Genomic DNA, 14,095 nt, shown 5'->3' on the forward strand with positions numbered 1-14,095 from the left:
GATACCTAGTTATGGATTCTATTTCCAGCCCCGCTTCCCTCACCGCCCGCCCGGTCCTCAACTTTACCTCCGCCGAGGTGACCGAGGCCATGAACCGCTCCTTCGAGGAGTACTTCGTGCCCCTGGTGTTCACGCCCGAAACGTTTGAGCGGCGCTTCCGCTCCGAAAACTTGGACGCGGCGGCCAGCCGGCTCTGGTTTCGGGACGGGGAGCTGATTGGGCTGACGCTGCTGGCCCGCCGGGGCTACACCTGCCGGGTGGCGGCCATGGGCTTGGTGCGGGAGGCCCGCGGGCAGGGCTACGGCCGGCCCATGCTGCAAGCGGCCATCGACGAAGCCACCGCCCGCGGCGACCGGGCGATGCTGCTGGAGGTTTTTCAGGCCAACGAGCCGGCGCGGAAGCTCTACGAGCGGCTGGGCTTCCGCAACGAGCGGGAGCTGTTCACGTTCCAGCGCGCGCCCACCGCCGGGGTTCCGGGCGGGATGCTCACCGAACTGGACCCGCTGGACGTGGCCCGGCTGGTAGCCCGGGAAGGATCCGCGGATTTGCCCTGGATGTTTGCCGCCGAGTCCTTGGCGGCCGCGGCTGCGCCCGCCCGGGCTTTTCACCTTGAGGACAAGGCCTACGTGATACTGCGGCCCGAGCCCACCCGCACGCTGCTGCTCACGGTGCTGGTGCGGCCCGCGCACCGCCGCCAGGGCTGGGGCCGCCGCCTGCTGCAGGCCGTGGAAGCCGCCTACCCGGGCCCGTCGCTGACGATTTCGATGGTAACCCCGGGCCCGGGCTACGACTTCCTGACGGCCGCGGGCTGGGAGCTGGTGCCGCTGCCGCTGTTCGAGATGGTGCGGCCGCTGGGAGCGTAACCGGCTGGCCCCGTTACTCCCCGGCCAGCAGCAGCGTTTTCCAGGCTTCCAGCAGCTTGCCTTCCGCCAAAAATTGCTGCCCCAGCAGCGTGAGCTGCTTTTTCAGCTCCGCCGCGTCGGCTTGGTACTTATTCAGCGTGTAGGCCACCAGCGGCTCGTTGCGGAACTCGTCCACCTGCTCCGGGGTGGGCAACGCCTGCTGCTCGATGTTGGCCAGCCGGCCCAGGTTGTTGCCGGTCAGGATGTCGGATTCCCGGATGTGGGCCGGGAGCTGGTCGATGCCGATGCCCAGGCTGCGGTTGGGCTTGGGCACTTCGAACAGGCTGCTGCCCGAAGCCCGGCAGTACCAGTCGCCGCCGAGGCGGGCAATGGCGTCGAGCTTGAACGGGTCGATGCCGGTGCCCGCAGGCAGCACGATGTCTTCGCGGAAGTGAGCCATGACGACCCGGCAGATGATCAGGTTGCCGGCCCCGTTGTTCTGGCCCAGCTCAATGACCTGCTCGACCACGCACTCGAAGGCGGCGGGCGCCTCGGCTACGCGCGGCGGCTTCACCTTCCGGCTGGGCAGCTCCGTGAAGCCGGCCTTGACGAATTCATTCACGCCCTTTTCGTACTCGGTGCTGGCCAGGGACATCTGCTCGACCATGGCGTAGTCGCAGATGTGAATGACGACCTCGGGCACCTCGCGCACGTTTTGCAGGGTGTGCTTCTGCGAGTTGTCGCGCACCCGGTTGGCGGGCGAAAACACCAGGATCGGCGGGTTGGAGCCGAAGCAGTTAAAGAAGCTGTAGGGGCTCAGGTTCACGCTGCCGTCGGCTGCCACGGTGCTGGCGAAGGCCACCGGGCGCGGGGCAATGGCCCCGACCATAAACGGGTGCAGCTCGGCGGGCGTGAGCTGGGTGGGGTCGAGGGTGCGGAACGGGACGGCGGACGCGGTGGACATGGCGGGAGGCTGGGGTTGAGGGGCGAAGTTCAGAGTTTGTGCGGAATCGGGCCCGAAAAAAGCGCGGCCGGGTGATTTTGATGAGCCTGGGGTGGCCCGGGCCAGGTTTCGGTTGTATTCGCAACTATCGATACTTTTACCCCGCCTCCGCCATTTTACCTCGCTGCTATGTTTGGAATAAACCACATCCAGTTCGATTCGATGACCTACGCCATCCACTACCGCAACGGGCGCATTGCCAAGGAGGGGCGAGGGTTATCGTTCTATTATTTCGGGCCCAACAGCTCCATTGTGGCCATTCCGATGGGCAGCAACGACTTGCCCTTCATCTTCAACGAAACCACCCACGACTACCAGACCGTCTCGATTCAGGGCCAGATCACCTACAAGGCCGGCAACCCCAAGCAGCTGGCCGAGGTGCTCGACTTCACCGTCGACAGCCGGGGCGTGTACAAGAAGAACGACCTGGAAAAGCTGCACCAGCGCATCATCAACGAGGCCCAGACCGCCACGGCCACCTTCGTGCAGAGCCTCACGCTCAAGGATGCCATGCGGGCGGCCAAGGCCATTGAGGTCAACATCGTGGCCGGGCTGGCCGCCTCCCAGGCCATTGCCCTGCTGGGCATCGAGGTGCTGGGCGTCAACATTCTGGCCGTGAAGGCGACGCCGGAAATGGGCCGGGCCCTGGAAACTGAAACCCGCGAGAAGCTCCAGCAGGAAGCCGACCAGGCCATCTTCGAGCGCCGCAACTTCGCCGTGGAGCAGGAGCGCAAAATCCGGGAAAGTGAGCTCAACACCGAAATTGCGGTGGAGGAAAAGAACAAGCAGATTGCTGAGAAGAAAATCGAGGGCCAGATGCAGCAGGCCGACAGCACCCGCAAGCTGCGCGAAATGAAAGTGCAGGCCGACATTGCCGTGGAGGAGCAGCGCAAGCTGCTCATCGAGCAGAACGCCGAAAACCAGCGCCGCGAGGCCGACACCCGCGGCTACGTGCTCGAAACCACCCTGCGCCCCTACAAGGACATGGACTGGAAGCTGCTGGTGGCGTTGAACAACAACCCCGACCCCAAGTTCAACATTGCCCTGGCTTTCCGGGAGCTGGCCGAAAACGCCGCCAAAATCGGTAACCTCAACATTTCCCCCGACCTGCTCGACACCCTGCTCACCGATGCCGGCCAGCCCCAGAATCCGCCGCGCACCCGATGAGCACCGGCATCGACTACGCCATCCTGGTGCGCAACAAAACCCGGCTGGAGCAACTCGTCGAGCGGTTCAACACCAAAGCCCAGGCCCGGTTTTACATCGAAAGCCTGGGCGGGGAGTTTGCCGACTACGAGGCCGAAAACGCCCACTTTCAGGCGGCTTTTTCGCTGGTGCAGCGCCAGCTGTCGGCGGTGGTGAAAAACAAGGTGGTGGAGCGCGCCTTTCTGCCCTCGTTTCTCTTTAGCCCTAAGCAACTGGTGGTCGTGGTGGGCCAGGACGGGCTGGTGGCCAATACGGCCAAGTACGTGGGCGGCATTCCCATTATTGCCGTCAACCCCGAGCCGGCCCGCTACGACGGCGTGCTGCTGCCCTTCACCCCGGACGACTTTCTGCCCGCCGTGCGCCGGGTGCTCAGCGGCCGGTTTGGCGCGCGCGAGGCCACCTTGGCCGAGGCCCGCCTCAACGACGGCCAGCGCCTGCTGGCCTTCAACGACCTGTTTATCGGGGCGGCTTCCCACGTGTCGGCCCGCTACCGCATCGGCTTCGACGGGCAGCAGGAGCAGCATTCCTCGTCGGGCGTCATCGTCTCCACCAAGTCGGGCTCGACGGGCTGGCTGAGCTCTATTTTCAACATGACGGCCGGCATGGCGCACTTTCTGGACGCGGGGCAAATGCGCCCGACCCCGCCGACCCTGGCCGACACGGAACTGATGTTTGTGGTGCGCGAGGCCTTTCTAAGCCAGCGCACCCAGGCCAGCCTCACGGCTGGCATCCTGGCCGCCCCGGAGCCGCTCGTTGTTGAGTCGTTGATGCCCACCAACGGCGTTATCTTCTCCGACGGGGTGGAGGCCGACTTTCTGCAGTTCAACTCCGGCGCCATTGCCACCATCGGCGTGGCCCCGGAAAAGGCCCGGCTGGTGGAGAAGGGGTAGGCGGGGGTATTTTTTACACTTTACGGAATTCGCGTCGACTTATGAACAACCACGATTTAAGCAAGCTGCTGAGCTACGTGCTCCGCCATAAGCCCGAGGAGCTGGACCTAACCCTGGACGAACAGGGCTGGGTTGCGGTGCCGCTGCTGCTGGCCGCCATCCGGCGGCGCCACCCCGACGTGACCCACGACCAGCTGCTGGAAGTGGTAGCCAGCAGTGAGAAACAGCGCTTCGGCTTGTCGGATGATGGCGGCCGGATTCGGGCCAACCAGGGCCACTCGGTAGCCGTGGACCTGGGCCTGACGCCCGCCACGCCCCCCGAACACCTCTACCACGGCACGGCCACGCGCTTTCTGGACTCCATTCGGGCCAGTGGCCTGCAACGCGGCACCCGGCAGCACGTGCACCTGTCGGCCGACGTGCCCACGGCCGTGGCCGTCGGTAGCCGCCACGGTAAGCCGCTGGTGCTGACGGTGCGGGCCGGGGAGCTGCATCAGCGCGGGGCTGCGTTCTATTTGTCAGCCAATGGGGTGTGGCTCACCGACGCCGTGCCGCCGGAGTTCCTGCATGAGCCCTGGCAGCCCACATAACCGAGGTGGCCGGTTTTCTACCTTCGGCGCTAACCTCTTTCTGTCCATGACGATGCGCTTGCTCACCGGCTGGATTCTTGGTCTCGGGCTGCTGACGAGCGGCAGCGCCGCGGCTCAGCCCACCGGCCCGGCCGACACCCTGCGCCTGCGCCACCACCTGGTGGCCCTGACCACCACGCCCGAGCCCCGCAACTACCAGCACGTGGCCAGCCTAAACCAAGCTGCCGACTACATCCGGCAACAGCTGCTGAGCGCGGGCGCCCAGCTCACGGAGCAGCCCTACCAGGTGCGTGGCACCACCTACCGCAACATAATCGGCTCTTTCGGCCCGCAAGCCGGCCCGCGGCTGATACTCGGGGCCCACTACGACGTGTGCGGGGAGCAGCCGGGCGCCGACGACAACGGTACCGGCGTGGCCGCCTTGCTGGAGCTGGCCCGCCTGCTGGGTCAGCAGCCCCTGGCTTCCCGCATTGATCTGGTGGCCTACACGCTGGAGGAGCCGCCGTTTTTTCGCACCAAAAGCATGGGCAGCTACATCCACGCCAAGTCCATGCACGACGCCGGCGTGCCCGTAACCGGTATGGTGGCCCTGGAAATGCTGGGCTACTACGACGACCAACCCGGCAGCCAGGACTATCCGTTTGGGCCGCTCAAGCTTGTGTATGGCCGCCGGGGCAACTACGTGACGGTGGCCCAGAAATTCGGTAACGGCCGCTTCGGCCGCCAGTTTGCGCGCCGCTACAAAACAGCTGCTTCCCTGCCCGTGCGCCACTTCAAGGCCCCGGCCTGGCTGCCCGGCATCGACTTCTCCGACCACCTCAACTACTGGCAGTTTGGCTACCCGGCCGTGCTGCTCACCGACACGGCCTTTTACCGCAACAAGCACTATCACGAGCCCACCGACACCCTCGACCGGCTGGATATGCGCCGCCTGGGCCTGACCGTGGACGCCGCCCTGGCCGTAGTGCTGATGATGCAAGAACCGGGTAGGTAGCTGACGCGGAGTCGAAGTGGTTCAGGCAGTGGGCGTTGAAGGTTGGTGCAGGCTATGCTGAGCGTAAGAAAGGGACCTGTCATGCCTTTTTTGCTAATCCACTATATCTTTACTAAAATGATATAGCTTTTAGCCGATTCGGCTCGTATACTCTGTCATGTCCCAGCCAGCCTGCCCTAAGTGCGAATCAACGGAAGCCACCAAAAGCGGCGTGGTAGGCGGTCGGCAGCGGTTTAAGTGCAAAAACTGCGGCTACCACTTCTCCGTGGCCAAGGTGGGCCGGGAGGTGAACACCTACTACGTTATCAAGGCCCTGCAGCTCTACGTGGAGGGTGTGAGCTACCGGGAAATTGAGCGCCTGCTGGGCGTGAGCCACGTGAGCGTGATGAACTGGGTGAAGAAGTACGGCATGAAGGCCCCGCGGCAGACCGACTACCACCCGACCTACAAAATCTTGAACCAAAAGGAGCTAGCCGAGTATTTTCAGAATCCGGCCAACCTGAAAGGAGCGGGGCTGGTCGTTACGGAACTCGGGGATAAGTACATGATGATCCGCTGGGAGCGGTTTCGGCAGGGGTGAGGCTATAGGAGTTAGCAGAACTATAGCACGGGCGTGACTTCCGGTGCGGGATTGTTCTACTTGGGGGCAGTTCGTCGCCCTGCCGGGTGGCGGCTGGTTGCCCCGACCTTCCCCAACCCATTCCCACCACGACCATGCGAAACGCTCGTTACGCGCTGACCCTGACTGCTCTGCTGGCTGCGGCCGGCGCTTCGGCCCAGGTAATTACGCCGCCCACCGGCCAGGCCCCGCCGCCCGCCACACCCACGCCGCCGCCCCCGGCCGCCCCGGCCCCGGCGAAGTCGGCGCCCTACGGGGCGGGCATGAAGGTGAATATCTCCCCCGACGGCTCGAAGTACCTACGCTTCATGACCTGGCACCAGATATACGCGCGCTACAACGAGAACAATACCGGCACGCTGCGGGCGCCGAATCAGCCCAAGGCCAGCCAGGTTGACTTCGGTATTCGCCGCTCCCGCCTCGTAATTCTGGCTCAGCTGAACCCCCGCTTTCTGATTTACACCCACCTGGGCATCAACAACCAAAACTCGGTGAGCGGGGGCGTGGCGCCCACCGCCGACGGCAAAAAGCCCCAATTCTTCATTCACGAGGCCGTGACCGAGTACAAGGTCAACAAGTACCTCAACCTGGGCGCCGGGCTGCACTACTTCAATGGCATCTCGCGCCTGACCAGTGCCAGCACCACCAGCATCCTGACCATGGACCTGCCGCTGACCAACTTCCCGACCATCGAGCAGACCGACCAGTTTGCGCGCTGGCTGGGCATCTACGCCAAAGGCCGGATCGGCAAGTTCGATTACCGCGTGTCGATGAACGACGCCTTTTTGACGAACCAGGCCAGCACGCCGCTTAGCCTGGGCACTACCACCAGCGGCGTGAGCACCGGCACGGGCGTGGCCAATTACAACCCCCAGAACACCAGCCACGTGTACCAGGGCTACTTCAGCTACAACTTCCTGGAGCCCGAGGCCAACCTGCTGCCCTACTTCCAGGGCACTTACCTCGGCACCAAGCGCGTGCTGAGCGTGGGCGCGGGCTTCCTCTACAACAAGGACGCCATGTACTCGCGGCCCACCTCGAGCGTGGTGACCCTGACGCCGGCCGTCACGGCCGACCCTTTCGGTACCATTGCCACCACCAAGCACGACATGAAGATGTTCGGGGTGGATGCCTTCTACGATGCGCCCCTTGACACCGCCTCGCGCACGGCCCTGACGCTCTACGGGGTGTATTACAACTTCAACATGGGCCCCAACTACGTGCGCTTTGTGGGCCCCGAAAACCCCGGCTACGGCACGGCCGCGGCCCGCGGCAATGCCATTCCGCAGTCGGGTACGGGCTCGGCAGTCTACCTGCAGGCCGGCTTTCTACTGCCCAAAAACACGCTCGGCCCCAAGGCCCGCCTGCAGCCCTACGTGGCGTACCTGCACAGCAACTACGAGGGCCTGCGCGACGCCAGCGGCGACGTGAAAGGCGTGAATGTGTACGATGCCGGCGTGAACGTGCTGCTTGACGGCCACAACGCCAAGGTGACCCTCAACTACCGCGCCCGGCCCGACTTCACCAACGTGAACAGCGTGCAGTACCGGCCCGAGGTGACCCTGCAGACGCAGATTTTCCTGTAAGCCGCCTGCTCGGCCCCGACTCCGTTTCGGGCTTTTCACTGCCCTGGCCGCGCCTGGGCTTCCTTCCCGCGTCCAATCATTTCACTTCCCACCATTCACCATGAACCAGAACCTTCCTCAGCGCGACGCGGCCGCTTACGCCGGGACCGGGCCGCTGGCCGGGGCCCCCGACGCGGCCGTGGCCCACGACAACAACTCCGTTTCGACCAGCAAGATCTGGCAGGTGATTACGGCCTCCTCGGTCGGCACCGTCATCGAGTGGTACGACTTCTACATCTTCGGCTCTTTGGCCGCCATTATCGGGCCGGTGCTGTTTGGCTCCACGGGCAAGATTGAAGACACGATTCTGGGCACGCTGGCCGTATTCGGGGCCGGGTTCGTGGTGCGGCCGTTCGGGGCGCTGTTCTTCGGCCGCATCGGCGACATGATCGGGCGCAAGTACACGTTCCTGCTCACGCTGCTGATTATGGGCGGGGCCACGTTTGTGACGGGCCTGATTCCGAGCTACGACAAAATCGGCATTGCCGCCCCCATCATCGTCACGCTGCTGCGCCTGCTGCAGGGCTTGGCTCTGGGTGGCGAGTACGGGGGCGCCACCACCTACGTGGCCGAGCACTCCCCCGACAACCGCCGCGGCTACTACACCAGCTTCATCCAGATTACGGCCACGGCTGGCCTGCTGCTGAGCGTGCTGGTTATTATCGTCACCCGCAAGTCGTTGGGCGAAGTCGAGTTCAAAGAGTGGGGCTGGCGGATTCCGTTCCTGCTCTCGGGCCTGCTCGTCATTGCCTCGTACTACATCCGCCGTAAGCTGCACGAGTCCCCGCTGTTTGCCAAGGCCAAATCGGAGGGCAAGACCAGCGCCAACCCGCTGCGGGAGTCGTTCGTGAACCCCGTCAACCGCCGCTTGGTGCTGATTTCCCTGTTTGGCGCCACCATGGGCCAGGGCGTGGTCTGGTACACGGGGCAGTTTTACGCCTACTCCTTCATGCAGAACACGCTCAAGCTCGACCTCGTCGATGCCAGCCTGGTGCTGTGCAGCGCCCTGATTCTGGCCACCCCGTTCTTCGTGTACTTCGGCTCGTTGTCTGACCGGATCGGGCGCAAGAAGATCATCATGATGGGCCTGCTCTGCGGGGCCTTGTTCACCTTCCCGATCTTTTACGGCCTGAAGCAGTTTGCCGGCCCGCTCACCGAGGTTACGGCCGCCACCGTGGACGCCACCGGCAAGGCCGTGCCCGCCGTGATGAAGGCCCTGGCCCCGAACCTGGTGGCCATGACGGCCCTCGTGTTCTGCCTGGTGCTGTTCGTGACCATGGCCTACGGCCCCATTGCCGCCTACCTCGTGGAGCTGTTCCCCACTAAAGTGCGCTACACGTCCCTGTCGTTGCCCTACCACATCGGCAACGGGGTGTTCGGGGGCTTCGTGCCGCTGATTGCCACGGCCCTGACCCTGCGCGCCGCCGCCTCCGACTCGCCCTTTATCAAGGAACACAGCACCCTGGCCGGCCTGGTGTATCCGGTCAGCATTGCCCTGCTCTGCTGGTTTATCGGGCAGGCGCTGATGAAGGACGTGCGCAACGTGAAGCTGATGGAAGACTGAGCGGCTAACCCGCTGAACTGGTGAAAAGTCCGTCGTGCCGCTGGTTCGGCGGACTTTCCCGTTTCGCCCCGCCCCGGATCCGGCCGCTCCGGCGTTGTGCCCGCAATTCACTAGCTTATCCAAGTTCATTACGGGCCCTGCGCCCGGCCATCCGCCCACCCTTAACCGCCCCGCCTTATGTTACCCATGTCGCCCCCGGAACAGGCCGAGCAGCGCCGCGGCCAGCGTCTGCTGTTCGTGAGTCTGCTGTTTGCCGTGCTGCTCAACTTTCCCCTGCTGGCCGTCTTCGACCACGAGGGTCGGGTAGGGGGCATTCCCGTGCTCTACCTCTACGTGCTGGCCGCCTGGGTCACCCTGGTGCTGCTCATCTGGCGGCTCGTCAAGGTGAAATGGTGAGATGGTGAACTGGTGAGTTGTCGGGCTGACGGCGCTCATGGCGCAGTTGGCTCCGGCTGGCCCACCCGAACATCACGCTCACTATCACACCATTTCACCATCTCACCATATGAATAAGCTGCTCGTCATTGGCTTCTCGCTGGGCTACCTGGCCCTGCTGTTTGGCGTGGCCTACACCGCCGAGCGGCGGCTGGCCGAGCGGCGCAGCCTGGTGAGCAACCCCTACGTGTACGCCCTGAGCATGGCGGTATACTGCACGGCCTGGACGTTTTATGGCTCGGTGGGGCGGGCGGCGAACTTCGGGCTGGAGTTCGTGGGCATCTACCTCGGCCCCACGCTGCTGGCCCCGGCCTGGTGGCTGGTGCTGCGCAAAATTATCCGCATCTGCCGCCTGCAGCGCCTGACCTCCATTGCCGACTTCATCTCGGCCCGCTACGGCAAAAGCGCTTCCCTGGGCGCGCTGGTGACGGTGGTGAGCGTGCTGGGCATCATTCCCTACATTTCCCTCCAGATCAAGGCCATTGCCGCCTCCTTCGACATCCTGACCCGCGGCCCCGGCGCCGCTCCGGCGGCCTCCGGCGGGCTGATGGGCGTGGGCTCGGCGCTCTACACCACGGCGGCGCTGGCCTTCTTTACCATCATCTTCGGGGTGCGTTCCGTGGAGGCCACCGAGCGGCACGAGGGTATGGTGCTGGCCGTGGCCCTGGAAAGCCTGGTCAAGCTGGTGGCGTTTCTGGCCGTGGGCGTGTTCGTAACCTTCGGCTTGTTTGGGGGCTTCGGCGACGTGTTCGAAAAGGCTGCCGCGGTGCCCGCCCTAAGCCGACTTTTCACCCTGCACGGGGCCGGTACCAGCGGCCCGCAGTGGCTTACGCTGCTCGTGCTCAGCGTGGCGGCTATTTTGGTGCTGCCCCGGCAGTTTCAGGTGTCGGTGGTGGAAAACGTGAACGAGGACCACCTGCGCAAGGCCATGTGGCTGTTTCCGCTCTACCTGATTATCATCAACCTGTTTGTGCTGCCCGTGGCTTTTGGCGGGGCGTTGCTCTACGCCGGCCGCGGCCTCGACGCCGACACGTTCGTGCTGGCCCTGCCCCTGGACGCGGGCCACGAGTGGCTAGCCCTGCTGACCTACCTGGGCGGCTTGTCGGCGGCCAGCAGCATGATTATCGTCGAAACCATTGCCCTGAGCGTGATGATGAGCAACAGCCTGCTCATGCCCCTGCTCGTGCGCATCCCGGCCACGGCCGACCAGGGCCAGACCCGCTGGTTTGCCTACCTGGGCCAGGCCGCCCTGCAAAGCCGCCGCCTGGCCGTCATCATTGTGCTGCTGCTGGCCTACGGCTACTACACCCTGGTGGGCCACCTGCTGCCACTGGTCAACATCGGGCTGGTGTCGTTTGCGGCGGTGGCCCAGTTTGTGCCCGTGCTGCTGGGCGGGCTCTACTGGAAGGGCGGGACCCGGCAGGGCGCCACGGCCGGCATTCTGGCGGGCTTCCTGATCTGGTTTTTCACCCTGGTGCTGCCCACGATGGTGGGGCCGGGCATGCTGCCGGCCGCGCTGCTCGACCACGGCCTGCTGGGCCTGGACAGCCTGCGGCCCTTCGCGCTGTTTGGCCTCGAAGGGCTCGACTACCTCTCGCACGGGCTGTTCTGGAGCTGGTTTTTCAACGTGGGCCTCTACGTGGGCGTGTCGTTGGCCGGGCAGCCCTCGGCCCTGGAGCAGCGGCAGGCCAGCCTGTTCGTCGATGTGTTTCACTACCGCACCGTGTTTGAAGGGCCGGCCGACGCGGGCTGGCAGGGCGCCGCGCCGCTGCCCGACCTGCGGGCCCTGCTCACTGGCTTTCTGGGCAAGAAGCGCACCTCCCAGGCCCTGAAAAGCTTTGCCGACCGTTTCCCCGACGCCCACCCGGCCGAAACCGTGGCTACCGCTGCCGACCCGCGCCTGCTGGCCTACGCCGAAAAGCTGCTGGCCGGCTCCATCGGTCCGGCCTCGGCCCGGCTGCTGCTGGCCTCGTCGGTGGGGGTAGAGGAAATCAGCTTCGACAACGTGGTGGGCATCCTGCGCGAGTCCCAGCAGGTGCTCGAAGCCAACCGCCAGCTGCAGAAACAGTCGCGCCAGCTCCAGCGCCTGACCACCCAGCTCCAGGAGGCCTACGTCCAATTGCAGCAGCTCGACCAGCGCAAAGACGAGTTTCTCTACACCGTCACCCACGAGCTGCGCACGCCCCTGACCAGCATCCGGGCCCTGTCCGAAATCCTGGCCGACAACCCCGACCTGGACGAGGAGGAGCGCCACCGCTTCCTGGGCACCATCATCCGGGAGTCGGAGCGCCTGAGCCGGCTCATCACCCTGGTGCTGGATCTGGAAAAGTACGAGTCGGGGCAGACGACCCTGGACACCGAGCCGCTCGACGTGGCCGAGATTCTGGGCGACGCCATCGAGTCGGTGGGGCAGCTGCTGCGCGACAAGCACATTCAGCTCGACGTGCACGTGCCCCCGGGGTTGCCGCCCCTGCCCGGCGACCGGGACCGGCTGATGCAGGTGCTGGTGAACCTGCTGTCCAACGCCATCAAGTCGTGCCGCTTCGACGGCACCGGCCGCATCGGGGTGGGGGCCCAGGCCGCGGCCGACGCCCGCACGGTGCGCATCAGCATCCAGGACAACGGCAAGGGCATCGACCCGGCCTACCACGAGCTGATCTTCGACAAGTTTTTCCAGGCCCAGAACCAGACCACCCGCAAGCCCGAGGGCTCGGGGCTGGGCCTGGCCATCACCAAGAAAATCGTGGAGCTGCACGCCGGCCGCATCTGGGTGGAAAGCCAGCCCGACCAAGGCGCCAGCTTTTCCTTCGAACTACCCTTTGCTTGATACAAATGAACCGTCCCCACATCCTCATTGTCGACGACGAGCCCAACATCGTCATGTCGCTGGAGTTTCTGATGCGCAAGAGCGGCTACCAGGTCAGCATTGCCCGCAACGGCACCGAGGCCCTGGAAGCCGTGGACCGCGTGCGCTTCGACGTGGTGCTGCTCGACATCATGATGCCCGACGTGGACGGCTACCAGGTCTGCCAGCACATCAAGCGGGGCGGGGCCCAGCCCGCGGCCAAGGTGGTCTTTCTGAGCGCCAAGAGCAAGGATTCCGACGTCATCAAGGGCTACGAAGTCGGGGCCGACCTCTACATTCCCAAGCCTTTCAGCACCCGCCTGCTCATGGAGAAAGTGAAAGAGCTGCTGGCCGCCCCGGCCTGAGAGTGGCTCCCGCCGTCCCTGCGTTCGTTCACGCCAGCCCTGCACTCGTTCACGCTGCCCCTGCGTTCATTCATGCTGCTCCTGCGTTCATTCACGGCATCCCTGCCTTCATTCACGCCGGCCCTGCGTTCATTCACGGCATCTCTGCGGTTCTTCCCACCGTCCCTACCTTGGTTCACGCTGCTTCTAAGCTCCTTCACACCCTGCACTACATCCTTCACGGCCTGCAGTAGATCCTTCACACCCTACGGTAAGTCACTCACGCCCCTCAGTAATCCTCTCACGGCCTGCAGAAGCTGATTCACGTTACCAAGTATCTCGTTCACGCCCGACAGTAAAGCAGTTTCGCTCCGCAGTACCTGCTTTCCGCCACCGGGGCCGGCTCCGGAGCTGCCGTCCGCCTTTCCCACCCGCTATGGAACCTTCGCCTCTAACCTACGCTGAAGCCTACGCCGCCAGCCTCGCCGACCCGGCCGCCTTCTGGGCCGAGCAGGCCCGGCAGATTCACTGGTTTCAGGAGCCCGCCCAGACCCTCAGCCAGGACGAAAACGGCTTCTACCGCTGGTTTGCGGGCGGCCGGCTCAATACCTGCTACCTGGCCCTCGACTACCACGTGGCCCAGGGCCGCGCCACCCAGCCGGCCCTGCACTACGACTCCCCCGTGACGGGTACCAAGGCCCGCTACACCTACGCCGAGCTGCTCGACCTGACGGCCCGCTTCGCCGGCGGCCTGCACGATTTGGGCGTGCTGCCCGGCGACCGGGTCATTATCTACATGCCCAACATGCCCGAGGCCGTAGTGGCCATGCTGGCCTGCGCCCGCCTGGGGGCGGTGCATTCGGTCGTGTTTGGCGGCTTTGCGGCCCACGAGCTGGCCGTGCGCATCGACGACGCCGAGCCCGTGGTTGTCATTGCCGCGGCCGGGGGCATGGAGCTCGATAAAGTCATTCCCTACAAGCCCCTGCTCGACGCGGCCATTGAGCAGGCCACCCACAAGCCCAGCCACACCGTTATCTGCCAGCGGCCGTTTGTGCGGGCCGCTCTGGTGCCGGGCCGCGACGTGGACTACCGGGAACTGCTCAAGGCTCCGCCCGCCGACTGCGTGGCCGTGGCCGCC

The 14,095-nt window shown here is 64.8% G+C and carries 13 protein-coding genes; 12 read left to right on the forward strand and 1 reads right to left on the reverse strand.

Annotated features, from left to right (window positions below; translation table 11 throughout):
* Positions 1-11 precede the first annotated feature (11 nt).
* The gene (locus tag EWM57_RS11930) at positions 12-863 is read left to right on the forward strand and encodes a GNAT family N-acetyltransferase (protein ID WP_129921380.1); all 852 of its coding nucleotides are present in this window, start codon (positions 12-14) and stop codon (positions 861-863) included.
* 13 nt (positions 864-876) lie between these two features.
* On the opposite strand, the gene EWM57_RS11935 is transcribed toward EWM57_RS11930, so the two are convergent.
* Positions 877-1,806, reverse strand: a complete 930-nt coding sequence (locus EWM57_RS11935) for a flavin reductase family protein (protein WP_129921381.1) — start codon at positions 1,804-1,806, stop codon at positions 877-879.
* Between the two features lie 168 nt (positions 1,807-1,974).
* Here EWM57_RS11935 and EWM57_RS11940 point away from each other — a divergent pair, with 168 nt between their 5' ends.
* From EWM57_RS11940 to EWM57_RS11985, 11 genes are all read left to right on the forward strand, one after another.
* Positions 1,975-3,012: an SPFH domain-containing protein gene (locus EWM57_RS11940; RefSeq protein ID WP_129921382.1), complete on the forward strand. Its 1,038-nt coding sequence runs from the start codon at positions 1,975-1,977 to the stop codon at positions 3,010-3,012.
* Entirely contained in the window at positions 3,009-3,941 is a 933-nt protein-coding gene (locus tag EWM57_RS11945) for an NAD(+)/NADH kinase (RefSeq protein WP_129921383.1), read from the forward strand. The genes EWM57_RS11940 and EWM57_RS11945 overlap by 4 nt, the downstream gene beginning before the upstream one ends.
* Positions 3,942-3,982: 41 nt before the next feature.
* Positions 3,983-4,531 carry an RNA 2'-phosphotransferase gene (locus tag EWM57_RS11950; RefSeq protein WP_129921384.1) on the forward strand — a complete coding sequence of 183 codons (549 nt, stop codon included), beginning with the start codon at positions 3,983-3,985 and terminating at the stop codon, positions 4,529-4,531.
* 52 nt (positions 4,532-4,583) lie between these two features.
* Positions 4,584-5,525 (forward strand): M28 family peptidase, encoded by a 942-nt coding sequence (locus EWM57_RS11955; protein ID WP_129921385.1) that lies wholly within the window; start codon positions 4,584-4,586, stop codon positions 5,523-5,525.
* Positions 5,526-5,682: 157 nt separating this feature from the next.
* On the forward strand, positions 5,683-6,105 hold the full coding sequence (locus tag EWM57_RS11960; protein WP_129921386.1) for an IS1/IS1595 family N-terminal zinc-binding domain-containing protein: 423 nt from the start codon (positions 5,683-5,685) through the stop codon (positions 6,103-6,105).
* 134 nt (positions 6,106-6,239) lie between these two features.
* The gene (locus EWM57_RS21165; RefSeq protein ID WP_165370498.1) at positions 6,240-7,730 is read left to right on the forward strand and encodes a hypothetical protein; all 1,491 of its coding nucleotides are present in this window, start codon (positions 6,240-6,242) and stop codon (positions 7,728-7,730) included.
* 100 nt (positions 7,731-7,830) lie between these two features.
* Complete coding sequence (locus EWM57_RS11965; protein WP_129921387.1) at positions 7,831-9,333, forward strand: MFS transporter; 1,503 nt, start codon at positions 7,831-7,833, stop codon at positions 9,331-9,333.
* A gap of 186 nt (positions 9,334-9,519) precedes the next feature.
* Positions 9,520-9,729, forward strand: coding sequence for a hypothetical protein (locus EWM57_RS11970; protein ID WP_129921388.1), 210 nt, complete (start codon positions 9,520-9,522; stop codon positions 9,727-9,729).
* Between the two features lie 109 nt (positions 9,730-9,838).
* The gene (locus EWM57_RS11975; RefSeq protein WP_129921389.1) at positions 9,839-12,595 is read left to right on the forward strand and encodes a sensor histidine kinase; all 2,757 of its coding nucleotides are present in this window, start codon (positions 9,839-9,841) and stop codon (positions 12,593-12,595) included.
* Between the two features lie 5 nt (positions 12,596-12,600).
* Positions 12,601-12,978: a response regulator transcription factor gene (locus tag EWM57_RS11980; protein ID WP_129921390.1), complete on the forward strand. Its 378-nt coding sequence runs from the start codon at positions 12,601-12,603 to the stop codon at positions 12,976-12,978.
* Positions 12,979-13,393: 415 nt separating this feature from the next.
* Positions 13,394-14,095 (forward strand): AMP-binding protein (locus EWM57_RS11985; protein WP_165370499.1); only part of this gene is annotated, 702 nt, incomplete at its 3' end.

Source organism: Hymenobacter persicinus (genome assembly GCF_004167665.1).
GTDB classification, from domain to species: domain Bacteria; phylum Bacteroidota; class Bacteroidia; order Cytophagales; family Hymenobacteraceae; genus Hymenobacter; species Hymenobacter persicinus.